22 protein-coding genes and 1 tRNA gene are annotated in these 24474 nt (G+C 38.9%); 11 read left to right on the top strand and 12 right to left on the bottom strand.

The genetic code is table 11. From position 1 onward, the window contains the following. The first annotated feature begins 57 nt into the window (after positions 1-57). Positions 58-132 (top strand) — tRNA-Gly (locus A6E03_RS00860). Positions 133-554: 422 nt separating this feature from the next. On the opposite strand, the gene A6E03_RS00855 is transcribed toward A6E03_RS00860, so the two are convergent. After that, a complete protein-coding gene (locus A6E03_RS00855; protein ID WP_065593523.1) occupies positions 555-2429 on the bottom strand; it encodes a fructose-specific PTS transporter subunit EIIC in 1875 nt (624 codons plus the stop codon). Positions 2430-2619: 190 nt separating this feature from the next. On the opposite strand from A6E03_RS00855, the gene A6E03_RS00850 reads away from it, so the two are divergent. Together A6E03_RS00850 and A6E03_RS00845 are read left to right on the top strand one after the other, a co-directional pair. Continuing rightward, positions 2620-2919: a PTS fructose transporter subunit IIB gene (locus tag A6E03_RS00850; protein ID WP_065593524.1), complete on the top strand. Its 300-nt coding sequence runs from the start codon at positions 2620-2622 to the stop codon at positions 2917-2919. Then, the gene (locus tag A6E03_RS00845) at positions 2916-3701 is read left to right on the top strand and encodes a PTS sugar transporter subunit IIA (protein ID WP_065593525.1); all 786 of its coding nucleotides are present in this window, start codon (positions 2916-2918) and stop codon (positions 3699-3701) included. The genes A6E03_RS00850 and A6E03_RS00845 overlap by 4 nt, the downstream gene beginning before the upstream one ends. Positions 3702-3767: 66 nt before the next feature. On the opposite strand, the gene manA is transcribed toward A6E03_RS00845, so the two are convergent. Together manA and A6E03_RS00835 are read right to left on the bottom strand one after the other, a co-directional pair. Next, positions 3768-4964: a mannose-6-phosphate isomerase, class I gene (gene manA, locus A6E03_RS00840; RefSeq protein WP_065593526.1), complete on the bottom strand. Its 1197-nt coding sequence runs from the start codon at positions 4962-4964 to the stop codon at positions 3768-3770. A 74-nt stretch (positions 4965-5038) separates the two neighbouring features. Continuing rightward, positions 5039-6940, bottom strand: coding sequence for a fructose-specific PTS transporter subunit EIIC (locus A6E03_RS00835; RefSeq protein WP_065593527.1), 1902 nt, complete (start codon positions 6938-6940; stop codon positions 5039-5041). A 309-nt stretch (positions 6941-7249) separates the two neighbouring features. Here A6E03_RS00835 and A6E03_RS00830 point away from each other — a divergent pair, with 309 nt between their 5' ends. Next, positions 7250-8104 carry a helix-turn-helix transcriptional regulator gene (locus A6E03_RS00830; RefSeq protein ID WP_065593528.1) on the top strand — a complete coding sequence of 285 codons (855 nt, stop codon included), beginning with the start codon at positions 7250-7252 and terminating at the stop codon, positions 8102-8104. Positions 8105-8118: 14 nt separating this feature from the next. Here A6E03_RS00830 and A6E03_RS00825 read toward each other — a convergent pair whose 3' ends face one another. From A6E03_RS00825 to A6E03_RS00815, 3 genes are read right to left on the bottom strand one after another with little or no spacing between them, the layout of a single operon-like run. Continuing rightward, positions 8119-8517, bottom strand: coding sequence for a hypothetical protein (locus tag A6E03_RS00825; protein ID WP_065599976.1), 399 nt, complete (start codon positions 8515-8517; stop codon positions 8119-8121). Beyond that, positions 8517-8741 (bottom strand): membrane protein insertion efficiency factor YidD, encoded by a 225-nt coding sequence (gene yidD, locus A6E03_RS00820; RefSeq protein WP_065599975.1) that lies wholly within the window; start codon positions 8739-8741, stop codon positions 8517-8519. Before yidD ends, A6E03_RS00825 begins: the two co-directional genes overlap by 1 nt. Beyond that, a complete protein-coding gene (locus A6E03_RS00815; RefSeq protein ID WP_065593531.1) occupies positions 8741-8956 on the bottom strand; it encodes a DUF4177 domain-containing protein in 216 nt (71 codons plus the stop codon). Before A6E03_RS00815 ends, yidD begins: the two co-directional genes overlap by 1 nt. Positions 8957-9177: 221 nt before the next feature. Between A6E03_RS00815 and A6E03_RS00810 the strand changes: the two genes are divergently transcribed. Beyond that, on the top strand, positions 9178-10053 hold the full coding sequence (locus A6E03_RS00810) for a DMT family transporter (protein WP_065599974.1): 876 nt from the start codon (positions 9178-9180) through the stop codon (positions 10051-10053). 18 nt (positions 10054-10071) lie between these two features. Here A6E03_RS00810 and A6E03_RS00805 read toward each other — a convergent pair whose 3' ends face one another. The 3 genes from A6E03_RS00805 to gcvH form a co-directional block, all read right to left on the bottom strand. Further along, positions 10072-12120, bottom strand: a complete 2049-nt coding sequence (locus tag A6E03_RS00805) for an EAL domain-containing protein (RefSeq protein WP_141677211.1) — start codon at positions 12118-12120, stop codon at positions 10072-10074. 330 nt (positions 12121-12450) lie between these two features. After that, positions 12451-15318 carry an aminomethyl-transferring glycine dehydrogenase gene (gene gcvP, locus A6E03_RS00800; RefSeq protein ID WP_065599973.1) on the bottom strand — a complete coding sequence of 956 codons (2868 nt, stop codon included), beginning with the start codon at positions 15316-15318 and terminating at the stop codon, positions 12451-12453. Between the two features lie 23 nt (positions 15319-15341). Beyond that, positions 15342-15722, bottom strand: coding sequence for a glycine cleavage system protein GcvH (gcvH, locus tag A6E03_RS00795; protein ID WP_023604575.1), 381 nt, complete (start codon positions 15720-15722; stop codon positions 15342-15344). A gap of 296 nt (positions 15723-16018) precedes the next feature. Here gcvH and A6E03_RS00790 point away from each other — a divergent pair, with 296 nt between their 5' ends. The 3 genes from A6E03_RS00790 (at position 16019) to A6E03_RS00780 (ending at position 18942) form a co-directional block, all read left to right on the top strand. After that, on the top strand, positions 16019-16627 hold the full coding sequence (locus tag A6E03_RS00790) for a helix-turn-helix domain-containing protein (protein WP_255310562.1): 609 nt from the start codon (positions 16019-16021) through the stop codon (positions 16625-16627). Positions 16628-16704: 77 nt separating this feature from the next. Next, complete coding sequence (gene gcvT / locus A6E03_RS00785; RefSeq protein ID WP_065599971.1) at positions 16705-17823, top strand: glycine cleavage system aminomethyltransferase GcvT; 1119 nt, start codon at positions 16705-16707, stop codon at positions 17821-17823. Positions 17824-18258: 435 nt separating this feature from the next. Further along, complete coding sequence (locus A6E03_RS00780; protein ID WP_065593537.1) at positions 18259-18942, top strand: MaoC family dehydratase; 684 nt, start codon at positions 18259-18261, stop codon at positions 18940-18942. A 107-nt stretch (positions 18943-19049) separates the two neighbouring features. On the opposite strand, the gene A6E03_RS00775 is transcribed toward A6E03_RS00780, so the two are convergent. Beyond that, entirely contained in the window at positions 19050-19949 is a 900-nt protein-coding gene (locus A6E03_RS00775; protein WP_065599970.1) for a chemotaxis protein, read from the bottom strand. A gap of 152 nt (positions 19950-20101) precedes the next feature. Between A6E03_RS00775 and A6E03_RS00770 the strand changes: the two genes are divergently transcribed. Continuing rightward, positions 20102-20380: a peptidylprolyl isomerase gene (locus tag A6E03_RS00770; RefSeq protein WP_012551830.1), complete on the top strand. Its 279-nt coding sequence runs from the start codon at positions 20102-20104 to the stop codon at positions 20378-20380. Between the two features lie 90 nt (positions 20381-20470). Here the strand turns inward: A6E03_RS00770 and A6E03_RS00765 are convergent, their stop codons facing one another. Beyond that, positions 20471-21775, bottom strand: coding sequence for an inosine/guanosine kinase (locus tag A6E03_RS00765; RefSeq protein WP_065593539.1), 1305 nt, complete (start codon positions 21773-21775; stop codon positions 20471-20473). A 459-nt stretch (positions 21776-22234) separates the two neighbouring features. On the opposite strand from A6E03_RS00765, the gene A6E03_RS00760 reads away from it, so the two are divergent. Next, on the top strand, positions 22235-23278 hold the full coding sequence (locus tag A6E03_RS00760; RefSeq protein ID WP_065593540.1) for a GMP reductase: 1044 nt from the start codon (positions 22235-22237) through the stop codon (positions 23276-23278). 80 nt (positions 23279-23358) lie between these two features. Here A6E03_RS00760 and A6E03_RS00755 read toward each other — a convergent pair whose 3' ends face one another. Continuing rightward, entirely contained in the window at positions 23359-23559 is a 201-nt protein-coding gene (locus tag A6E03_RS00755; protein WP_065593584.1) for a hypothetical protein, read from the bottom strand. A 207-nt stretch (positions 23560-23766) separates the two neighbouring features. On the opposite strand from A6E03_RS00755, the gene A6E03_RS00750 reads away from it, so the two are divergent. After that, positions 23767-24423, top strand: coding sequence for an NAD(P)H-dependent oxidoreductase (locus tag A6E03_RS00750; RefSeq protein WP_065593585.1), 657 nt, complete (start codon positions 23767-23769; stop codon positions 24421-24423). Positions 24424-24474 lie beyond the last annotated feature (51 nt).

Raw genomic sequence — 24474 nt, 5'->3', positions numbered from 1 at the left:
AAAAAAAAGCTTTACCTCTGCGCTCAGTGTGGCATTATCTATCTCGTTCGACGATGTGCGTACATCGTATAATGGCTATTACCTCAGCCTTCCAAGCTGATGATGCGGGTTCGATTCCCGCTGTACGCTCCAATCTCTTTTTATCCTCCTCAAGAGATTGTTCCTGTTTTAACATTCCAATTTATCGAAAACGAAGCGCTTAGTGGCGTGTTTTGTCGTATCTGGCATTTGAGGATCTTTTGACCTTATTTATGATTAAATGATGCGGTGGCCAAATGGTGGCTAAATCGGTGTCTACGATGTCACTTTATCTATATGGCCTAAAGATCAATAGAAAAAATATTCAGCTGTAAGGATCGGTGCAGGTAGGGAGGATGTGATTCTGTGGGGCTAGAATAAAAAATTATGGCGCTAATGGATACAATAAAGACACCAAATTACGATAGCTTGAAAGGGATGATTTAAATGGACCAATGATCTAAATCATTAGCCCATTATTAGAATGTTTAAATAGCCGTTATTTTATTTATTTTCGTGTTATTTATCTTAAATAGTTACCATTTCAACATGTTGGTTTTTAACAATATACAACTATTATACATTGCTTCTTTAGTACTAATATCTAGAGTGCGCTTGCCTTTAAATCGTAGTGGTTCTTTAATGGCAACATCATGTGCAAAAATAACCAGTTTTGCATTCTTAATATCAAGAGGGGTTATACGGTTATTAATTCCATCTGCACCTTGTGTTTCAACTTTTATTTTAATACCTAAGCTATGAGCCGCTTTTTCTAAACTCTTTGCGGCTAAAAAGGTATGAGCAACACCAGAAGGGCAGGCGGTTATCGCCAATACATCTGCCGTACCTTCCCCTTTCACAGAACAAAAATCAAGGTTTTGCTTTTGGGGATCATCGTCTTCGACAGCATTTTTCTTTAATGAGATAACAATAAGCGCCGTTGTTAATGCCCCCATTAGCGTTCCAATGACATAGCCAAACTTCCCATCAATGACAGGTAAAACAATCCATCCACCCCAAGGGGCGTGATTCAGTACATTAAACAAGAACCCAGTAATATTACCAATGATGCCACCCGCAACGATTGCAGGAATAACACGAGCGGGATCTGATGCAGCAAAAGGAATAGCACCTTCAGTGATGCCAATCATCCCCATAATACCTGCGGCTTTACCTGCTTCGCGTTCTTCTCGTTTGAATTTCTTAGGGGATAAGAAAGTGGCAAGTGCCATCCCCAAAGGAGGAGTACAAATAGCAATGCCTACACCTCCCATAAGCCAAGGTTGAGTATTTACTTGAGTCTGAGCAAATAGAGTTGCGACTTTATTAATAGGGCCACCCATATCAAATGCGGTCATTGCGCCAAGAATTGCGCCAAGAACGATTTTTCCTGACCCTGCCATGCTAGCCAGCCATTCATTTAATAGTGTCATTGTCATGGCGATTGGTGCACCAATGACCCAGGAGACAGCAGAGCAAGTGAGAAAAGTACCGATAAGAGGGTAGATAAAAATACAGCCCAGTGATTTCATACTGGTAGGAAGCTTAATTTTCTTTAGAGCCCGAACAACAAAGCCTGCAAAAAAACCGATGATGATGGCACCCAAAAAACCTGTATTATAGTGCTGAACAGCGAACCAAGAACCGATCATTCCTGGGGCTAATCCGGGTTTATCTGCAATGGAGTACGCAATATAACCACCCAGTACAGCGGTAAATAATGTTAACCCTGCAATTCCCATTTGAGCTATATCTGCCAATATACCTTCTGTAGGTATTGCACCATGACCTGACATCATCACTGAGAGAGATAACAGCACACCACCTGCAACAATGAATGGGATCATGTGTGAGGTACCAAACAATAGGTGTTCTTTAGCTCTTCCTAATCGACGTTGTACGTTGCTTTTTTCTTGTTGAGGTAGAGGCGCTTCACTTGGTGTGTATTCTTTTTCTAATTTAATAATATCAGTAAAAAGAGATAACGCTTCTGCTTCTGTAGACACAGATTTAAGTTTTTCGGTAAAGCCATCCTCAATAAGACGACTGGATATTTGAGCTAAAACTTCAATATGATGAGTGTCATCGCCATCAGGAGAAGCGAGCATAAAGAAGATATCAGATGGCTCACCATCTTCTGCGCCATAATCAATACCATGACGGCTAATACCTACAGCGACAGCGGGGGTTATAACGGCAGAACTTTTGGCGTGTGGAATAGCGATACCGTCTTCAAAACCAGTATTACCAATGTCTTCTCTTGCCCATACATCTAATAAAAACTGTTTTTTATCAGACAGTTTACCGGCGTCATCTAAAATTTGAACCATCTCTTCAAGAATACTTTCTTTTGAGGAGGACTTTAAGTCTAAGCAAATGACATCGGTATTGATAAGAGAATGAATGTTCATGAATTACTCGTTATTGCTAATTTTATAGTTACTACTATTAATGTAAGTAAATATACGGTTTTAAAATACAGCATAAAAAAGGCTTTTACTGGATTTTTGTACCCTTAGTTGAAAAGTGTGATTCTGGTCGTTATGCATTGATATAAAGCATTTTATTATAGAGTGAGTTTGTATTTTTTAAGAGTAAATCATGAAAATTGTTGCAGTAACTGCGTGTCCTACTGGCATTGCTCATACCTATATGGCAGCTGATGTATTAATGAAAGCAGCAGCAAAATATGGTGTGTCTATTAAAGTTGAGACACAAGGTGCTATGGGTATTGAAAGCGAATTAACGACGGCAGATATTATTAATGCAGATGTTGTTATTATCGCGTCCGATATTGAAATAGCAAATAAAGGACGCTTTGTTGGGATCAATACAAAACAGTACAGTATTGAGTTAGTATTAACGGATGTAGACCAAATTTTATCCAAGCATCTTCTATGATTGAACCCGTAACAAATGATTATCGGATTACCTTTTTCGTAAAGCAAACTGGCTTGCCTCCTCAGTTGGCAAGTCAGTTAACTCGTTTAGCAAAGAAATTCAAATGCTTGGTTTATATTGACAATATTACAAGAGATCGCAGTTCTGATGTATCAAGTTCTCTTGGGCTTTTAAAGCTCGCCTTAACAGAAGGTGATTTTTGTCAGTTAGTGACGGTAGGGGTAGATGCTGAATGGGCTAATTTTGTATTAACGGATTTACTTTCTGTTGGATTTGATTTTATTGCCTCGGATAAATTATGTGATTTCTCAGAAGCCATATTGAACAAACATCCTAGGCTAACCCCAAAATGTGATATTGATTTTCATTACGTAAAAGCGCAAACACGCCTTTCTAAGTTTGAAATATTAAAAGGACTTTCGCTATTAATTTGCCCTAAAGAAACGGATGAATTATTGCTGCTGTTCATTAAACGTGAAGAACGTTCCTCAACAGCCATGGCGAAACAGATCGCTTTACCTCATGTTATTACGTCTTTAGTTGATAAACCGACGATAGCGATTATCCGTAGTGATTACTCTATTGATTGGGCTTCTAAAATGGGAGACGTAAATTTAATTATTGCGTTGGTTTTACCAGATAATCCAACAAGAGATATGATCATAAGTGCGACTCAGCTTACGCGTAGTATGTTATCGACAGATTTTAGTCAACGATTAGTCGGTACAAGACAACCAATGGGCTTACAAGCCTTATTATTGTATTCAATGTGTAAAGAATAAAAAAATAGCCAACGAAAGGAGTCACTCGTCAGCTATTAGGGGATTTATTAACGATTATTGGCGTTCTTAGTTAAATGCTCTTGCTACTTTTCCGAGGCTTTGTAATGTGTATTTGCTTGTGTAAGCGGGTACAAAGATAGAATGGCCTTTTGGAACGCAAACGGATTCACCAGAGGTGTGATTAACGGTCATATCTTCATCAATCGCAAATAAGATTTCTGCACTTTGTGTTGTTAAAGGCAGTTCAGATTTTGGCGTTAAGACTGAAAATTTAAAATCATCAACAGGGATTGGGTAATTCATCCCACCATCAATATCAATAGGTTGCATTAATAAAGCCGATTTTGGAATGCTATTAAACTCAGTACATGACATCAATTCATCAATATCCATGTATTTTGGTGTTAATCCTGCTCGTAATACATTGTCAGAATTCGCCATTATCTCAAGACCGGTACCATTAATGTAAGCGTGAGGGGTACAAGCTTTTAAATACATCGCCTCACCAGGTTGTAAAGTAATAACATTAAGCATTAATGGAGTAAATAAACCAATGTCATTTGGGTATTGCTCTGACAAATCTTGTATTTGAACGAATAAGCCTTCTGAACTGCGAGTTGCGTAATCAACCAATTCGGTGACGGCGATTTCTTTTGTCTCGCCTTCTAAAGAAAGCATCTCTTTGAAGAATTGTTTTAGTCCCTTTGCATTCGGTTCTTGTGCGAAAGCGTCAACAAGGTAAGAAATAGAAGGTAATGCCATTTGAGTAAATAATGAAATGATTTCTTCATATTCTCTAAACCCGTTCATCGCTTTGTACGTTGTTAATGCATAAACTAATTCAGGTTTGTGATTATTGTCTTTGTAGTTACGGTTAAAGGCACTTAATTCAATGCCTGCTTTTTCTTCTTTTTCATAGCCATCAACGGCTTGTTGTTTGTTCGGGTGAACTTGAATCGACAGTGCTTTTTCTGCGGCCAATACTTTAAACAGATATGGCAGTTCACCAAAGTTTTGTGCTGTAGGTGAAGATAAAAAAGCCTCTTTATCTTCATTAATTAAATCAGACAATAAAATTGACTCACCATTAATAGTGACAAGCGAACAACCATTTGGATGTGCCCCCATCCATAACTCCGCCTGAGGTTTTCCTGTTGTATTCTTAATATCAAAAAGCATTTCGATAGAGGTATGACTGCCCCAAGCATAATCTTGAATTACGTTATTCATAGGGTAGAAAAAGTGTTTTTTACATGTGTTCATAATCGACTCGTATAATATTAGGGGGGTGACACCATCAAACAAAGGGGGAGGTTGGCGATGGTGTCACAAAATAATTAAGCAGTTGCTACCGTTACGTTTTTGTTTTGACGCATCTTCTTAATAGAGATACATACAAGAGCGGTCACTACCGTACCAGTTGCCATACAAGCGATAGCAAGTACTGGTTTATTCATTGCGCCTAGTAGAGCGACGACAGGACCACCATGAGCAACGCTATTGGTAATGCCGAATGAGAAGGCCATTACTGCCGCTGTCATAGAACCAAGCATATTTGCAGGAATGACAGAGATAGGATCTTGTGCTGCAAATGGGATAGCGCCTTCAGAAATGCCCACTAAGCCCATTGCACCAGAGGCTTTACCCGCTTCGATTTCTGATGATTCAAAGATATTGAATTTACGCCCAATAACGGTTGCTAATGACATACCTAGTGGTGCTACAGGGATTGCACACGCCATTGCACCCATGAATTGAGTTTGCCCACTCGCTATCATGCCAACAGAGAATAGGAACGCGACTTTGTTGAATGGACCACCCATATCAAAGCCTGCCATACCACCAAGAACGATACCAAGTAGAACCACATTACCGGTGCTTAAGTTTGTTAAAAGCATCGTTAATGAATCCATCAAACTTGCAATTGGGGCACCAATAACGAAGATGAATAAACCAGAAATGAACAATGAACCAGCAATAGGAGCAATCATGATTGGCACAAGAGGCTGGATAAATTTATGGTAATTAATGCTTACGATAAATTTAACAAAGTAACCAACCAGTAAACCGGCAATGATGGCACCAATGAAACCAGTGCCTGCATCTGCACCATAGAAAGAACCGTTGTTGGCAATCCAACCACCGATCAGACCAGGTGTTAATGCTGGACGATCAGCAATGGCGTAAGCAATATAACCAGCAAGAACGGGGATCATTAACGTAAAGGCAACAACACCAACATCAAGAACTTTATTCCATAAACTACCAGGTGGGATCGCCATGCCACTTTCTGTTGGTTGGCCACCTAATGCCAGAGCTAGTGCGATTAATAAGCCGCCAGTAACAACAAACGGGATCATGTGAGATACGCCGTTCATTAAGTAGCGATACAAGTCTGAACGTGTTTGAGAGGCCGTGTTTTTTGTATCGTTTGAATTAGAAGAAGCGTCAGCAACAAAAGGTGGTTGAGTTAGAGATTGAGTAATCAGTCCTTTTGCATCTTTAATTGGTGCTTTAACATTGGTTTGAATTAATTTCTTTCCAGCGAAGCGAGTTAGGTCAACTTGCTTATCACAAGCAACAATAATGGCATCTGCCTGTTCTATTTCTTCTGCGGTAGGGCTGTTTTTAACGCCAATTGAACCGTTGGTTTCAACTTTAATTTTGTAGCCTAATTCAGCTGCGCCTTTCTCAAGCGCTTCGCACGCTAAATATGTGTGTGCTATGCCGGCAGGACAGCCAGTGACGCCAATAAGAAAGCCCTGATTTGCTTCAATTGTGTCTACTTCTTCTGGTTTTTGCAGAAGCAATTCCAATGCTGCTTTAGGAGACGTAGCCTTTATGAATTTTTCAATAAATCCATCTTCAATTAATTTAGAAGAAAGTTCTGCTAATACTTCAATGTGGTGGTCTGCGCCATTAGCAGGAGATGCAATCATAAAGAATAATCGTGACGGTAAACCATCATCAGCACCGTATTCAATCCCTTCTTGGCTAACACCAATCATGACTGCTGGTGAAATTACCGCTGCGCTTTTTGCATGAGGAAGTGCAACGCCTTCTTCAAATCCAGTATTACCTAATGCTTCACGAGCATAGATATCCGCTAAAAATTGTTGTTTGTCACTGATGCGACCTTGTTTGTGTAAGGTGTTGGCCATCTCTGTAAAAACGTCGTCTTTGGTTTTAGCTGTGAGGTTTAGACAAATGAGCTGTTCATTAATTAAGTCGGTTATCATGATTCATTCCCAATTTTTTGTGGATTGCTTGAGTGGGAATAGTGTGGATCCGATAAGACTTATTGATAAGTGTGTGAGAAAGACATTTACTGGATTATTGTATCTCCTTCTTCCAAGTGTGATTAAGATCTTATTTTTATAAATCGAAATGCCTATAATGTACGAATCAAAAAAGTTTCTAATAAATATATAGTTACGTTCAATTTTTATCTTTATATGGTTTGTTTTTTGTTTTCTATTTGTTACTTATTGAATGGCTTAGTGGATAAAAGTAGCGTTTGTTTTTTGTTATTTCTAATGTGAGAAAGCATGGCTGTTGTATTTAATAGTGTTTTAGAAGCGCTTTTGTCTGAACGAGAAAGCTTTAATCAGATTTGGTTTGCGGGTGATAAAGTCACACCACCGCAATTTAGTTATCAGGTAAACTTCCCTCGTTTAGAATTGGTTATTAGTGGTGAATATTTAAATCAAATTGAAGACCCAGATCTTGGAATTACAGAGATTAAAGTGATGGCGGGAGATGCATTATATATTCCCCCAAACTGTTGGAATAAACCAAGTTGGGATGAAGATTGTTCAGTGTTGAGCTTATTATTTGGCCGTCGCCAAGTTGGTTTTAGTTTGGTGGGTAAACGTAAGGGTGAATCTGGATTTTATGATGTCCAAAAATACAGTATTCAAACTCGCACAGGTCATGCGATTGATAACATTTTAGAAGCACTAAATGCACTAGCAAGAGAGCCAAACAAAAAACCGATGGATGAACACTTACTACTTGCTTTGTTAAGTTACAGTAACGCAATGCTGGGTGAACCAAGTGACGTGATTTCACCGAAGAAACGGAGTGAAGATCTGTATCAAGGGATATGTATATATATTCAAGAAAACTTCCATCGCAGTATTGATAGAAGCAATATAGCGAATCGATTTAACATTTCGCCAAATCATCTGTCAAGAATGTTTAGACAACAAGGACACATGACATTGGCAGATTACATTACGTGGGTTCGTATTGAACGTGCAAAATTTATGCTGAAGAAATATACATTTAGATTGACTGAAGTGGCAACACGCTGCGGCTTTCAAGATGTGAATTACTTTTATCGAGTATTTAAGAATAAAACCACGTATACACCGTCTGATTATAGAACCATGATAAAATAGGGCACGAAAGCGCCCTAATTAAACAATTTATTTTTTATCTTTTCTAAGAGAGCGTACGACAATTGATAGTTGTGCTCTCGTGCGATTTTTTGTGAGAAAAACAGTTGAGGTAATTCAATAATCGCAATGGCGATTAATATGCAGAATCCAAACTCTTCACCAGAGAAAATCAAAAATAACCCTAAAACTAAAGACAATAATTCCCCAAAGAACCATAAGTATTTATTTAAGTATAAATGATGAAATCCGCCTAAGAATAAGACGTTTAAGGCTGCATAAGTATCAGGGTCTTTTAAGAGTTGTGCTTGCTCTTTATAGTAGATTTTACGATCTTCATCCGATAACTCTGATACTTGTTTTCTTAGTTGTTCTTCTTTATCTTCTAATTCATTCTTCTTGATAAGAAAATTCATTATGGAACCTCATCGTAAATTATTTCAGCCAAATCAGGTTGATTACAACGTTTAATTCTTTGTAATCCTAGCTTCCAGCCTTTGAAGGCTCCATATTTTTGAATACATTTTTTTGTATATTCAGAACAAGTAGGTTCAAAGTTACATTCAATATTTAATAACTTTTTTGATCCGCCTTTATTTTGGTAGGTACGGATCAAAGTAATTGATAGTTGTGCGAGCATTAACGACCTAATGTAATAATAACGGCTTCACGTTTCCAGAAAAGAAGAAAGCGTTTTTGCTCTACGATTTGAAAAGCTAGCTGCCAACCTTCTTGGGCGTACTTGTTTAGTTCGGCTTCCATTTTTTGAATTGGAACGCCACTAGCGCCTAAGAAAATAGTGCCACAACCGCCTTCCACTAAGTGAATGACTTTGTACTCTTTGAAGCTTGTCATTGCTATTTACTCTATTGTTTTCAAAAGAAAAGAATGTATTTTATAATCTGTGAATTTACAATTTAAAAAATTAGAATCGTAGGTATTTGTGGCGTAGCTCTCAATTACTATTTTGGATGTGTTTTTTTATATTTAACTAAATGAGAAGAGTTACTTCCCATGTTACAAAAATAGAGTTAAGTTGGTTTTTATTGAGATTAAATGCTAAATAAAGGATTATTTTGAGCTGGATACTTTTTACCTTATTGGCGGCATTTAGTCAGTCATGGCGTAACGCATTTCAGAGTCGCTTAAGTAAAGAAATGAATGTGACAGGAGTGACGCTGTCACGTTTTTTATGGGCAAGTCCGCTTGCTGCATTTTATCTGTTATCCCTTTATATTTATCAGCCCGTTTCTTTGCCTATTTTTACTACTTACTCATACCTATTCATTGTTGGCGCATCGATAATGCAAATTATAGCGACTGGATTGATGGTGGTATTGTTTAAACAAAAGAATTTTGCGATTGGTGCCGGATTAGCAAAAAGCGAAGCGCCAGTCGCAGCTTTTCTCGGTGTGTTGTTTTTTGGTACTTCATTGTCATTGTTGGGCTGGGTAGGTGTCGCGGTCGGAGCCATCGCGGTTTTTATGTTGAGTTGCCCTGATGGTATTCGTAGCCTTTCATTAAAGACGGCCTTGATTGGTTTAGCGTGTAGCACTTCATTCGCACTCACTTCATTATGGATTAGAGAGGCAAGTCTAACGCTTGATATTCCATTTCCTCATCGTGCGGCTTGGGTTCTATTGTTGGTTATCACGCTCCAAACCTTGGTGCTCGTAGCTTACATGCTAGTTAAAGATCGCTCTACTCTAAAAACGATGTTTACCAAACCTAAGTTAGTCATTATGACGAGTATTGCCAGTTTTATCGGTTCGTTAGGGTGGTTTAGTGCCATGTCATTACAAACGGTACCACTAGTAAAAACACTTGGACAAGTAGAGGTGTTCTTTACTATGTTGATCTCTTTATTTTGGTTAAAAGAGCGCATAAAAAGAAAAGACATACTTGCCTTAATATTAATCGCTATCGCTGCCGTGTTAGTGATGTGGCAGTAGTATGACTCGACCTTAGTATTAACGCATGCGCTTATACTGTTCTATTAATTTTAATGTTTCAGAGAGCGGTTTTGGTCTTGATAATAGAAAACCTTGTACCGCATCAACGCCACATTTTGCAACGAACTCGTATTCTTCTGGAGTTTCAACGCCTTCAGCGACCACTTCACAGTCAGCTATTTCGCCCATTTTTGCGATTAATTGATACAACTCCCTTCCTTTTGAGGTGGTTGCGTCTAGCAGTAATGAGCGATCAAGTTTCACTTTATCAAACGGGTATTTATTTAAATGGGGAAAGGAAGCGTAACCCGTTCCAAAATCGTCCATTGATATTTTTATCCCGTGTGATTTTAAGTTTTCCATCGTCTGTAATAAAGGAAGATTATCACTCAAAATCGCTTCTTCTGTGATCTCAAGTTCTAACCACAGGGGGGAAATAGAAAAGTGGTTTAGTCGTGATAACAAATGAGAGACAAAATCGGCCTTTTCAATGGAAGCAACAGAGATATTGATAGCCACTCGATGCTGTGGTGATAATGCCATTTGTTGCATATCCAATAAAACTTTATCAATAACCAACTTATCTAACATTGGCATCATGTTTAGCAATTGAAAGTCAGAAATAAACGTCGGTGGATGCAGTTTTCCTGCATTGTCGTGATAACGCAGTAATGCCTCAAATGAGAAAAAGTGCTTATCTAACACAGATTGTAAAAGTTGGTAATGCATGACTAACTCACCTTGGTGGAGCAAGGTAGCCAGTCGCTTTTGAGCCGATGACATATTTAAACTGGTCATCGCCGACGTTCTGACACTATCGAGTAGGCTAGTAAAAATAGTTTTTTCTACAAGAGTATCTGACATGGCCTCTTTTAAACGAATAGAGTATCTCCCCGCAAAAGAAAGATAGAAAGGGCGATAAACAAAGATCCCGACAATGATAATAATTAACTGTAGCAATGATCCCTCAATATTGTTGCCCATCGCAATGTAGCCGCTAAAGAGAGGAGGAGTCATCCAATTGACCACATCGACTACAGGCGATATGACCCCGAGTGAAATTGATAGATAAGTAATCAAAAAGCTAATTAAAGGTAAACCTACAAATGGAATGATCAGAAGCGGATTAAAGATAATAGGTAAACCAAATAGCAATACTTCATTAATGTTAAACATTACCAATGGAAGAGCAGCTAACGCTAACATTATATGATTACGTTCTTTAGAAAAAATCAAAATACACAATAATAGGCTAATGCTGTTGCCTGAGCCTCCCATCGACATGAAGGCATCATAGAATCCTTGGCTAATGATATTAAGAGGTGCTTCACCTGCAGTCCAAGCGCTCATGTTTTCTTGTGTTGCAGAATAAATTGTCTGCTTTATGGAAAACAGCATATTGTGGCCATTGATGCCGATAGCACCTAACAAACCAAGTAAGGTTTGATAAATTAATCCACCAGAGAAAGTTAATGGATCAAGGTTGATCCCACTAATGAATGAAGTGAAAAATTCAATTACCTTAACCGTCACTTTAGAAAGAAATAATGTAAAGCTAATAAATAAGAAAAGGTGTGCCACATGTTTGAACAGGCGTGAGGTAAAATCGGGTGCTTGTGGCTCTAATTGTTGTAAATTGAAGCGAGTACAGTACGTAAAAGTAATTAAAGCACTTAGTAAAGCGAGCAGTGGGTTGTTTGGGAAATAATAAGACGTTGATAAGGTGCCGCTTTCAATTGAGATAAGATAAAAAAGAGTTAATGAATAAATAATAAAGAGCGCATTGTTGAAGGTTGTCTTATGAGATAAGTAATAACTGCTAACTATACAGAATGAAAGTGGGTAAATATTAATCAGTAAATTTGATAAATGAAAACATAACCCAGAGATAAATGGTAATTCTAGAAGTTGGAATGTATGACCTAAAAGTACAGCGAGCGCATTAGAGAGTGTTAAAGGCAGCAGCAATAGTGCGATAGCTGAAAGATCATAAAAATATGACTGTGAATTATGGCTGCTTGATGTCAATTTATTTTTTAAAACGGACAGTAAGTGTAAAAGTGAAATATGTAATGCACTAGGGAAGCGGTTTGTTTTCAAGGGTGGTATCCAGTAAATAAAACTATCGCGAAACTAAAGAAGTTGAGAAGCTATAGAAAGAAATCATAGTGATTAATATAAAGTGGTTTTTTATTTTATTTGTTTTACTTCATGATATAAGCTGTATTTTTGAAGGAGAATGATATCACTAAATTGTTCTTTGTCATGTTTTACTTTAAATAATCGAATGTAGAATAACAATTTTCCAGTTAATAATGTGCTTCTTTTAAGGAAAGAAAAAGGCAAACCAATTGGCTTGCCTTTATTGTATTCATAATCGGTATTATTTGCGGGGTATTATTCTTCGTAGTTATCAATGCTTGGGCAAGAACAAATTAAGTTTCGGTCACCGTACACGTTATCAACGCGGTTTACCGTTGGCCAGTATTTAGATGCTTTTGCTTGAGCTGATGGGAAACAAGCCACTTCACGAGTGTATGGGTGATCCCACTCGTTCGACATTAGATCGACTTGAGTATGCGGTGCATTCACAAGCGGATTATTGTCTAACGGCCATTCGCCTTGCTGAACTTTATTCATCTCTTCACGGATTGCGATCATTGCTTCACAGAAGCGATCCAATTCGGCTAAGTCTTCAGATTCTGTTGGCTCAATCATTAACGTCCCCGCAACAGGGAACGACATGGTTGGTGCATGGAAACCAAAGTCCATCAAACGTTTCGCAATGTCTTCTTCACTGATCCCTGTTGCTTCTTTAAGCGGACGGATATCAATAATACATTCGTGAGCAATTCGACCATTCGTACCACGGTATAAAACAGGGTAGTGAGGACGTAAGCGCTCCATTACGTAGTTCGCATTCAAAATAGCCACTTTAGTCGCTTCAGTCAGACCCATTTCACCCATCATCGCAATGTATGCCCATGAAATAGGAAGAATAGAGGCACTGCCTAGATCCGCAGCAGAAACCGCATAATCTGGACCTTGAACGCCATTTTCAGAGTGACCCGGAAGGAAAGGGGCTAGGTGCGATTTAACACCGATAGGACCCATACCCGGACCACCACCGCCATGCGGAATACAGAACGTTTTATGTAAATTTAGGTGAGAAACATCAGAGCCAATAAAACCCGGACTGGTTAAACCAACCTGTGCATTCATGTTGGCACCATCAAGGTACACTTGACCACCTGCTTCATGAACCATGTTACACACTTCACGTACTTGCTCTTCATATACACCGTGTGTAGAAGGGTAAGTGATCATGATGCTTGATAGGTTTTCTTGGTGCTTAGCGATTTTCTCAGCCAAATCGATCATGTCGATATTGCCGTTATCATCACATTTAACGACAACCACTTTCATTGACACCATTGAAGCGGTTGCAGGGTTAGTTCCGTGAGCAGAGTTTGGGATCAAGCACACGTTACGGTGACCTTCGTTACGGCTTTCATGGTAACGTTGAATCGCAATTAATCCTGCGTATTCACCAGATGCGCCTGAGTTCGGTTGCAGAGAAAAATCATCGTAGCCTGTGATTTCACACAGCATCGATTTTAGAGACGTTGCTAAGGTTGTGTAACCTGCCGCTTGGTTAAGTGGTGCGAATGGGTGAATACCACCAAACTCAGGCCACGTGACGGGAAGCATTTCAGCCACAGCATTTAACTTCATGGTACAAGATCCTAGTGGGATCATGCCGTGAGTTAATGAGAAATCTTTGTTTTCCAGTTTTTTCAAATAACGCAGCATTTGTGTTTCGCTGTGATGCGTATTGAACACTGGATGAGTTAAGAACGATGAAGTACGACGACACGCTTCAGGGATTGCAGCAAACTCATCTTGACCAATATCATTTGATAAGCTGTCACACTCTGCGTTATCAACACCAAATACAGCGAGTAACGCCACTAAATCAGAAACCGTGGTGGTTTCATCAAAGCTAATGCCAAGTTCAGTATCAAATTTACGTAGGTTGATACTTGCAGCGAGTGCTTTGGTGTAAAGAATGTCAGTTTGTTGTTCTGTCTTAACCGTTAACGTATCAAAGAAGTGTTGATGTGTTAATTCAAACCCTGCTGATTGCAGAGATTTTGCTACGATAGCCGTGAAATGATGCACACGACGAGCGATAGTTTTTAATCCTTCAGGACCATGATATACCGCGTAGAAAGAGGCCATATTTGCAAGCAGAGCTTGAGCCGTACAAATATTTGATGTCGCTTTTTCACGACGAATATGCTGCTCACGCGTTTGCATTGCCATACGCAGCGCTTGATTGCCTTTTGAATCAATAGACACCCCAATCACACGACCCGGCATAGAACGTTTTAGTTTTTCACGTGTTGCCATGAATGCAGCGTGTGGACCGCCGTATCCCATTGGAACACCAAAGCGTTGTGCGCTACCAATTGCTATATCCGCACCCATTTCACCAACAGGTTTAAGTAGTACTGAAGCAAGCAGGTCGGTAGCCACAACCACTAAGGTTTTCTTAGCGTGCGCTTGGTCGATCAATGTTGTTAGATCTTTAACTTCACCCGTGGTTCCCGGGTATTGAAGCAATGCACCAAACACATCATGTGAATCTAAATTTGAGTCAGTATCAACAACAACGTCAAAACCGATGAATTTCGCTCGAGTTTTGATTACCGCTAAGGTTTGTGGGTGAACATCATCTGCCACAAAGAAAGTCGAGCTCTTGTTTTTACCACCACGTTTACACAGTGTCATGGCTTCTGCTGCTGCGGTGGCTTCATCAAGAAGAGATGCGTTAGCAATATCAAGGCCTGTTAAATCCATTACCATTTGTTGATAATTAAGTAATGCTTCTAAACGACCTTGAGAAATCTCAGGTTGATATGGCGTGTAAGCGGTGTACCAACCTGGGTTTTCGAATACATTACGTAAAATCACATTAGGTGTGTGCGTATTGTAATAACCTTGGCCGATGTAGCTTGTGTTTAATGTGTTTTGTTGAGCGATTTGTTTTAACTCAGCAAGCATGGCATTTTCAGAAAGGCCGTGAGGTAATTGCATTGGCTGAGGCAAACGAATTGAGCTTGGTACGGTTTCTTCGATTAATTTTTCTAGTGTTTCAGCGCCAACCGTATTGAGCATATGTTGATGCTGTGAAGAAGCGGGACCATTGTGGCGACGAATAAACTCGTTATCCGTGCCTAATTGTTGAAGAAGCTGACTCATGATCTTAATCCTTTTTGTTATTTTTATTCTTCTTCGATGCTTTCAAGGTATTGATCGCCAGGAATTAAGCTTTCTAGTTGGCCTTCATCAGACAGTTTGATTTTAGCAATCCAACCACCTTCATACGGTTCTTCGTTAACAAGCTCAGGACTGTCTTCAAGCTCTTCATTGATTTCTACAATCACACCAGAAATAGGTGCGTAAATGTCAGAAGCGGCTTTAACTGATTCAACCAAAGAGAAGTTTTCTCCTGCTGTTACTTCGTCATCAACGTCAGGTAAGTCTACAAATACAACATCACCAAGTAAGCCTTGAGCGTGGTTTGAGATACCAACTGTTACCGTACCGTCGCCATTTTCACGTACCCATTCGTGGCTTGCTGTAAATTTAAGATCTTTTTCCATGATTCTTCTCCAGTGTGAGTTGCTATTAGCAAATTAGCATTAAGTGAAATCAGAAGTGAGGGCGGTATTAATTACATCCATCACATTACATCTGATAAACATACAAGTGTGAAATGCAACATTCAACGTCGAAGTTTCCAATAAGAAACTTTGTTTCCCGTTTTGCTACCTAGCGCACTATTTGAGCATCCTTGTTGCCTTTTCTCTCGCAATTTTCCTCTGTAAAGTGAATATTAAGAGCGCTATTTGGATGCTTAATGAGCAAGGAGAGCCACTTGAGTGAACCAAGGAATATAATGACAGAGGCTAAAATCGTTAAAATAGAGAAAAATAACGAAGAGCAACCGATTGCTCCTCTCGATCTTGGTAAAAGATTAAAAGACATTCGTATTCAGCTTGGATTGACGCTTGAAGAAGCCAGCAAGCGAACGGGTTTGGCTCGTTCAACGTTATCAAAAATAGAAAATGAACAAATATCCCCCACATTTCAGGCGTTGCAAAAGCTAGCCAGTGGATTGGATATTGATATCCCGCAAATATTTGAGCCGCCAAAGAAAAAAGGCGCGGTAGGAAGACGAGATATCACACTGGCAGGTCAAGGTAAGCCGCATCCAACGGCCACTTATGAACATGAACTGCTGGCGACGCAATTATCCAACAAAAGAATGATGCCATTTAAAAGCCGCATACGTGCTCGAGATTTTAATGCCTACGCAGAATGGGTTCGTCATGACGGAGAAGAGTTTTTATTGGTTCTAGAAGGAGAAGTTTGTTTTTACAGCGAATTCTATGAACCTGTTAATTTAGCGGTAGGGGACAGTGTTTATTATGAGGCAAGCATGGGTCACGTGCTTATTTCAATCAGTGAAGAAGACGCTCAAATTCTCTGGGTTACGGCCAAATAATACGTAATCAATAAACGCTTACTTAATTAGAACAATAACGACTAAATCAGCCAGTGATGGCACATGGAGAAAGAAGAATGTCAGAACAACTAAATAAAACTGCACTTTTTAATATGCACGTAGCTGCTGGCGCAAAAATGGTGCCATTTGCCGGTTATGATATGCCAGTCCAATACCCACTTGGTGTGAAAAAAGAACACCTTCATACACGAGATTCGGCAGGGTTGTTTGATGTATCTCACATGGGACAACTGCGATTAAAAGGTGAGGGCGCAGCGGCTGCATTAGAAGCATTGGTTCCGGTTGATATTATTGACCTTCCTTCTCAAAAACAACGTTATGCGTTCTTCACTAACGAAGAAGGCGGCATCATGGATGATTTGATGGTGGCTAATTTTGGTGATCATCTGTTTGTGGTGGTGAATGCGGCATGTAAAGAACAAGATATTGCGCATTTGCAAGCACACTTACCAAAAGGTGTTGAACTTGAAGTGATTGATGATCGCGCATTATTAGCACTTCAAGGACCAAAAGCCGCAGATGTATTATCAAGACTTCAACCTGTTGTGGCAAACATGTTGTTCATGGATTCAATCACAATCGATATTAATGGCATCGAATGCTATGTTAGCCGCTCTGGTTATACTGGCGAAGACGGTTATGAAATTTCTGTACCCAATGATAAAGCAGCAGAACTAGCTGAGACGTTAACGTCATTCGAAGAAGTAGAGTGGATTGGCCTTGGTGCGCGTGATTCACTGCGTTTAGAGTGCGGTCTGTGCTTATATGGTCATGATTTAGATACCACTACCACACCAGTTGAAGCAAGTTTGTTGTGGGGTATTAGTAAGAACCGTCGTGCGGATGGTGAAAGAGCCGGTGGTTTCCCTGGTGCTGATATCATTCTTAAGCAAATAGAAACCAAAGATGTGAACCGCAAACGAGTTGGTTTGGTTGGTCAAACTAAAGCCCCTGTTCGTGAGGGCTGTAAATTGTTCGATGCAAATGATACTGAAATTGGTGTGATCACTTCTGGTACTGCAGGTCCGACAGCAGGTAAACCGGTGTCAATGGGATACTTAAGAACCGATCTTGCTGTTATTGGCACTGAAGTGTTCGCTGAAGTTCGAGGCAAAAAATTAGCAATGACCGTTGAAAAAATGCCGTTTGTACCTCAGCGTTATTATCGCGGTTAAGGTTTTCAGTTAGCTATTGTCTAACTAAACCTCCATTTATGATATTCACAAAGCCCTCTATGCTTACATTAGCTAGAGGGTTTTATGTATAAAATGTAATAAATATTGGAATTATCATCAAATTTGCACTAAATATTAATAGAGGTACGGAAGAAATTGTTACAGTTTGGTTGTTCTGTATTTTTTGTGATTGGTTTATTTAATATGTGTTCTTGGACATTTTAATAATATTAATGAGTTTTAGTTCTCATTATTGATCTTTTTTGAACAGTGTTCATTATCGTCAAGTTTATGTTTACTAAGGATAATGTATGTTCTAGCGAACGCTTGTAAGCTAGGAAAGTGTTTGCATAAAAACGTGATGTGTAACACAATTATAGTTCTGGCACTTACTAAGCATTGTTTTTACGATTAGATATCAAATAAGGTTTCTCTATGAAGGTTGTCGATTTTCTAAAGCATAAGCGTGAATATCTGGCTAAACATCCGTTTGAATTAAAAGACTGGATGTCACCAACCATTAAGGATTACTGGATTGAATTTTTACAGAAAGCCAATAATATTCACATTATTTCATGGGTTAAAGAGCACAAACGCGCTGTAAATGGATCACAGCAAGAGGTAGTTCAACCTGAGCCAATAGAAATGAATCTAGATACTCAAGCTGTATTTGAAGAGTTAAACGCTCGTTTGGGCGAAGAAATCCACATTGGCGACTGGTCAATGATGGATCAAGAACGTATTAATCAGTTCGGTGCTGTCACCGAAGATATGCAATGGATCCATACCGATCCAGAAAGAGCATCAGCAGAATCCCCATTTAAAACCCCTATTGCTCATGGCTTTTTAACGCTTTCAATGCTATCTAAATTAACAGATAACGTAGGTAGTGATAATTTATTATTTCCTACTGCGAAAATGACAGTGAATTACGGCTTAAACAAAGTACGTTTTCCATATCCTGTAAAAGCAGGTAAACGAATCCGTGCTAGAAGCACACTCATGTCAGTAACACCGATCAAACGTGGTTTAGAAATTGAAACTGAAGTAAAAGTTGAAATTGAAAAATGTCGCCGACCAGGCTGTGTTGCGGTTTCAGTGATTCGTTTATACTTTTAATTACTTAAAACCACTGATTTAAAATACAAAAAAGCCGCATTAATCTTTATATTATGAAGATTAACGCGGCTTTTTTATATCGAGTAAGCTGTAGCTCACTCTATTGCTTAGGCGACTCGTTTTTTATTGTGGTTAGCACCACGTAACATAGCTTGAACTAATTCCGTTGCTTCAAACTTAGTGAGAGCTTCATGAGCACCAACTTGTTTCGCTTGTTCAACACATATTTCACTAGAAAGAGAAGTATGAAGGATAACGTAAGCGTCTTTTAATTTTGCATCATTTTGAATTTCAAAGGCCAATTCATAGCCATCTAATCCTGGCATCTCAATGTCACTAACTACGATATCAAATGGGTTATTTTCTTCTGCAGCTCGTTTTAGCATTTCATAAGCATCAAGGCCATTTGTAGCGACATGATAAATAATATTAATACTGTCTAAAGCGGTTGATAGTTGCTTACGTGCTACAAAGGAATCATCAACCAATAGAATATTAAGTGCTTTGAGTTTTTCTCTTTCTACATCGGCTAATATTGGGTAAAGGTTCGATGTATCTTCGGGGTAGATTTTAGATAATAGAAGTTCAACATCTAACAGTTGAACTATTTTATCGTCAACTCGAGTGATCCCCGTGACAAAAACATTGGAACCTGCGGTTTCAGGCGAAGCTTCAATTGTCTTCCAGTCACATTCAATAATTTTATCTATTGCTCTAACTGCAAACCCTACAACCGTTCGCATACAGTCTGTGATAATGATATAGCAGTCTTTTAATTCTTCTTTGTGAAGCGGTCTAAAGCCCACAGCAGCAGACATATCAATAATTGGAATCGCCATATTTCGATTTGTTGCTGTTCCTAATACATGATGATGAGAATAAGGGATAGACGTTAATACTTGGAAGGGAACGATCTCGCGAACTTTTAATGTACCAATAGCAAAACGTTGAGTTAACGTAAGTTTGAATAGCAACATACCTTGTGATTGGTTCGCCTTACTTTTCATCTATGCCAGCCTTTAATTGGTTAAATTGAGTTTCTTTTTATAAAGACTATTGTAGTTTTTTTGAGACTGCATTGAAAGGTGAGGGTATCATTTGTATAAGGATAAACGGTATAATTACGTGATATTTATAATGACATTATCTTGAGGCATTCATGGCTAATACAGCATCAGCACTACATATTCTTGTAAAACATAAAGAACAAGCTGAAGACATCATCAAACAGCTAAACAAAGGCGCAAAATTTCATGTGCTAGCGAAGAAATACTCTAGCTGTCCTTCTGGTAAAAAAGGGGGCGATTTGGGTGAGTTTAAAAAAGGCCAAATGGTACCGCAGTTTGATAAAGTGTGCTTTAGTGGTGAAACGTTAGTTCCTCATTTAGTGAAAACCAAATTTGGTTGGCATGTAATTAAAGTGCTTTACCGTACTTAAATTGACTGACTAAGCGTAGAATCAATAAATACAAAAAATCCGACGCATGACGTCGGATTTTTATAGGTAATAAAAACGATATTAGAGAGATTAACGCTCCCAATAGGCTTCTTCTAAACAATCTTCACGCTCTGGCATTGCTTTAGAAAGACGTGGAGAGTGCTGAGTTAACACTTCATAGCTTGCACGATTTGAGTATTTACAAATTTGAGAGAAAGAGGAATAAGTTAAATATTCTTTATCATGCTTGCTTGAGTTAGGCACATTTTCTTTATGATAGAAGTTTGCAGCCATGTCGTGCAGTAATGCTGACAATGCGGCATCCCCAGCACCGTTGGTATTTTTAATCTCCATTGGACCCCCCATGTAAGGAGCAATGTGAGAAGAGACTTTAATTGGCTTAGTACATTGTGCTTTCATCATTGGGCGACTGTATTCAAAACGATTGAATTCAGGAATGTTACCAGGAAGAAGTGGCTTATCAGTTTCACGTTTCATGCTTTCTTCAGTGAAGCCTGCCATGTAAAGACCGACAGGTCCTGCAGTACAAAGCACTAAATCAACCCATTCCAAGGCTTTATCCGCCGCGAGTAGGGGATCTTTCTCACCGGTTAACGCTTCTGCTTCTTCTTCGTTCATTGCAACAACAGTGACATTTTCCTTCAAGAATGTTTGCCACCATTCCGCTTTACCTTCAATGACGTATTTAGTGCCTAAAGTAAGAACAACAGGAACATTATGAGATTTTGCACAATCAATCGCTTTTTGAACGGCATCCATCATAGGATCGCCTTCTTTACCTCGAACAAGGTAAGACGAAATCACTAATGCAGAGGCTTTATCAAAGATATGTTCAGGTACGTGTGCAGGGCACAGTTGGTTCATGTCACCTTCATTGATTGCAAACGTACGTTCGCCATCTTTAGTGATCAGCGTATAACAGCGGCCAATAGGGCCTTGAACCGGTTGTAAATGGTCTAAGTCCATACGGCTTGTGGTGTTACATAGGTAACGATAAGCGTAAGAACCGATTTTGATGTTTTCACTCATGACACCCAATAAAATAGATTTACTGTCGGCAAGTACTGAGTAGTTATGAAGGGTGTTACCAATGGTATCGCCAGGGTATTCATGGCTTATTAAGTTTCTTTCAAAGAGTTCTTTATACAATGCTTCGGCTTTCGCTTCTTCAAGAACTAATGAATGGCCTTTACTTAATTGATGACGTTCTAAAAAATCATCATCGACTTTCGCTTCGATATCAACAATAGTTTGACCAACACCAATAAGATGAGTTCTCTCAAGTTTTGGTGTTTGGTTAATTTGATTCACTAGTGGATCGCGAGTGTGAACAGGAAAATAGTGTTTAGACTTACGTTGGCCAGGAAACTTCATGAATTAAATGTCATTAATAAGTGAATTTTCCGAGATTATATCACAACTTTTTTCATTAACATTCATGAATATAGTAAAAAATTGAGAACTAGGTCACTTTAGTTTTGCAGGACTCAATAGCAAACGTTTACTTTTATGGTTTAAGAGATGGTACTGGCGTTTTTGTGGATGGTATAAAATGCCATTTAATTATGATTTGTAGAGTTATATATCGTGTGATTTGTTTTGTTAGTCTTTTCTGCGAAATGTTGTTATTTATTTGCAGATATATCAATGGTATCACAAAAAAAAACGAATTATCAGACTTGCGAAATAAGTTTCCGGCCCTATAATATTGAAAACCGGAGCGCCTGCCAGCGCCCCGGTTTTTTTGTGCCTGCCATCTTGGTTTGTTAACTGCCTTCTGCCAAAGGCAACAAGAGATAGTAGAGCCATTATCGATAATACGAGGAATTTATCATGCGTATCGAACAAGAATTAAAGTTAGGCTTCAAAGATGTACTGTTTCGTCCTAAGCGTTCAACACTAAAAAGTCGCTCTCAAGTCGAATTAACCCGCGAGTTTACATTTAAGCACAGCGGTCGTCAATGGTCTGGTACACCTGTAATTGCAGCTAACATGGATTCTGTAGGTAGTTTCGCTATGGCGAAGGCACTTTCTGAGCATGGTGTGATGACTGCGATTCATAAGCATTACACGGTTGAAGATTGGGCTGGTTTTGTAAAAGAAAACGACGCTTCTGTTCTTAACAACTCAATGGTTTCTACGGGTACTTCTGAAGCTGATTTCCAAAAAACAAAAGATATCATGGCATTGACTGATGACTTGATCTTCATTTGTGTTGATATCGCAAATGGTTACTCAGAGCATTTAGTTCAATACGTAGAAAAAGTACGAGCACAATTTCCTGATAAAGTAATCTCTGCAGGTAACGTTGTTACGGGTGATATGGTTGAAGAACTTATCCTTGCCGGTGCTGATATCGTTAAAGTGGGCATTGGCCCAGGTTCAGTATGTACTACACGTGTTAAAACAGGTGTGGGTTACCCACAACTTTCTGCAATCATTGAATGTGCTGACGCCGCGCATGGCCTTGGCGGTCGTATTATCGGTGATGGCGGTTGTTCATGTGCCGGTGACGTATCTAAGGCGTTCGGCGGCGGTGCTGATTTCGTAATGCTTGGCGGAATGCTAGCTGGTCACGAAGAGTCAGGTGGCGAAGTGATTGAGCAAGATGGTAAGCAGTTCATGAAATTCTACGGAATGTCTTCACAAAGCGCGATGGACAAGCACTCAGGTGGTGTTGCTAAGTACCGTGCAGCTGAAGGAAAAACCGTACTATTACCATACCGTGGTTCAGTTCATACAACGATTTCTGACATCCTTGGCGGTGTACGTTCAACTTGTACATACGTAGGCGCGGCAAAGCTTCGTGAGCTAACTAAGCGCACAACTTTCATCCGCGTACAAGAGCAAGAGAACAACGTTTACGGTAAAGAGTGATTAGTTGATTTAACTTAAATTATAATAATTTAGGGCTGTGTTTTTTCAGCCCTTTTTATTTGGTTTATGACGTTAGGATATTAGTTATTGTAATACCTTTCACCATCAATAACCCAACTTGCAATGACATTCATATCTTTAATTTCAATTTTAATTTCTGACATATTTCTAGCGCCTTTACCTGTTAATTCAGAGTAAAGTGCCTCAGCTTCCTTTTCTGCAGTCGCTTGACCTGTTGAACCTAGCTCTTCAGGTACACAATATACAAATTGTGGTTTCATAATATCCTTCTCCTTTTGATAATCAGACTATAAAACCCTACCATAGAATTTTAGTAGAAAACAAATTAACGTCACAGAAAAAATACTAATATCACCATTTTGGCAAAAATAGTACTCTGTTATTTAATAATAAAGTGAATTTATTTTTTGTGTGTATAGTCGAGATAAACGCATTCGTTTAATGAATAGAGATAGGAGAGAGTTCGCATGAAGCATGAAATTATTAAGGATCTAGAAAGTCGTTATACAACGAAAAAATACGATTCAAGTAAAAAAGTATCCCAACAAGATCTAATGGTATTGTTAGAGGCATTGCGTTTATCTGCATCATCAATTAATTCACAACCGTGGAAGTTTATAGTTATTGAATCGAATGAGGCGAAGCAACGCATGCATGATTCATTTGCTAATATGCATCAATTTAATCAGCACCATGTTAAAGCGTGCTCTCATGTTATTTTATTTGCTAACAAATTAACTTACTCACGTAATGATTACGAATTGGTATTGAATAAAGCGGTACTAGATACTCGAATTACGGAAGAGCAGAAAGAAGCAGCCTTTGGATCGTTTAAGTTTGTTGAATTGAATTGTGATGAAAATGGTGAGCATAAAGCCTGGACTAAGCCTCAAGCTTATTTAGCTTTAGGTAATGCATTACATACTTTGGCACGCTTAAAAATTGATTCAACGACAATGGAAGGTGTTGATTCTACTTTACTTAATGAGATATTTTCTGATGAGTTAGAAGGGTATGAATGCCATGTTGCTTTAGCTATTGGTTATCATCATGAAAGTGAAGATTTTAATGCAGCATTACCCAAATCGCGTAAAGCGTTTGAAGATGTAATTACTGTTATTTAACCTCAATACTATATTAAATAAAAAGCCAGCATTTACGCTGGCTTTTTTAAG

Origin of the sequence: Aliivibrio sp. 1S128, from assembly GCF_001691065.1 — a bacterium.
GTDB lineage: Bacteria > Pseudomonadota > Gammaproteobacteria > Enterobacterales > Vibrionaceae > Aliivibrio.
The sequence above is the reverse complement of the archived record's forward strand: the minus strand, read 5'-3'. Positions and strand labels throughout refer to the sequence as shown.

What these genes read in the sequence shown, in the direction of transcription:
- manA (WP_065593526.1), bottom strand. Translation starts at nt 4,964, where the DNA reads ATGAACACATGTAAAAAACACTTTTTCTACCCTATGAATAACGTAATT.
- A6E03_RS00775 (WP_065599970.1), bottom strand. Translation starts at nt 19,949, where the DNA reads ATGAAAAGTAAGGCGAACCAATCACAAGGTATGTTGCTATTCAAACTT.
- A6E03_RS00815 (WP_065593531.1), bottom strand. Translation starts at nt 8,956, where the DNA reads ATGACAAGCTTCAAAGAGTACAAAGTCATTCACTTAGTGGAAGGCGGT.
- A6E03_RS00760 (WP_065593540.1), top strand. Translation starts at nt 22,235, where the DNA reads ATGCGTATCGAACAAGAATTAAAGTTAGGCTTCAAAGATGTACTGTTT.
- gcvH (WP_023604575.1), bottom strand. Translation starts at nt 15,722, where the DNA reads ATGGAAAAAGATCTTAAATTTACAGCAAGCCACGAATGGGTACGTGAA.
- A6E03_RS00850 (WP_065593524.1), top strand. Translation starts at nt 2,620, where the DNA reads ATGAAAATTGTTGCAGTAACTGCGTGTCCTACTGGCATTGCTCATACC.
- gcvT (WP_065599971.1), top strand. Translation starts at nt 16,705, where the DNA reads ATGTCAGAACAACTAAATAAAACTGCACTTTTTAATATGCACGTAGCT.
- A6E03_RS00845 (WP_065593525.1), top strand. Translation starts at nt 2,916, where the DNA reads ATGATTGAACCCGTAACAAATGATTATCGGATTACCTTTTTCGTAAAG.
- A6E03_RS00755 (WP_065593584.1), bottom strand. Translation starts at nt 23,559, where the DNA reads ATGAAACCACAATTTGTATATTGTGTACCTGAAGAGCTAGGTTCAACA.
- A6E03_RS00790 (WP_255310562.1), top strand. Translation starts at nt 16,019, where the DNA reads ATGACAGAGGCTAAAATCGTTAAAATAGAGAAAAATAACGAAGAGCAA.
- A6E03_RS00830 (WP_065593528.1), top strand. Translation starts at nt 7,250, where the DNA reads ATGGCTGTTGTATTTAATAGTGTTTTAGAAGCGCTTTTGTCTGAACGA.
- A6E03_RS00750 (WP_065593585.1), top strand. Translation starts at nt 23,767, where the DNA reads ATGAAGCATGAAATTATTAAGGATCTAGAAAGTCGTTATACAACGAAA.
- A6E03_RS00825 (WP_065599976.1), bottom strand. Translation starts at nt 8,517, where the DNA reads ATGAATTTTCTTATCAAGAAGAATGAATTAGAAGATAAAGAAGAACAA.
- A6E03_RS00855 (WP_065593523.1), bottom strand. Translation starts at nt 2,429, where the DNA reads ATGAACATTCATTCTCTTATCAATACCGATGTCATTTGCTTAGACTTA.
- A6E03_RS00835 (WP_065593527.1), bottom strand. Translation starts at nt 6,940, where the DNA reads ATGATAACCGACTTAATTAATGAACAGCTCATTTGTCTAAACCTCACA.
- A6E03_RS00770 (WP_012551830.1), top strand. Translation starts at nt 20,102, where the DNA reads ATGGCTAATACAGCATCAGCACTACATATTCTTGTAAAACATAAAGAA.
- A6E03_RS00780 (WP_065593537.1), top strand. Translation starts at nt 18,259, where the DNA reads ATGAAGGTTGTCGATTTTCTAAAGCATAAGCGTGAATATCTGGCTAAA.
- A6E03_RS00765 (WP_065593539.1), bottom strand. Translation starts at nt 21,775, where the DNA reads ATGAAGTTTCCTGGCCAACGTAAGTCTAAACACTATTTTCCTGTTCAC.
- yidD (WP_065599975.1), bottom strand. Translation starts at nt 8,741, where the DNA reads ATGCTCGCACAACTATCAATTACTTTGATCCGTACCTACCAAAATAAA.
- gcvP (WP_065599973.1), bottom strand. Translation starts at nt 15,318, where the DNA reads ATGAGTCAGCTTCTTCAACAATTAGGCACGGATAACGAGTTTATTCGT.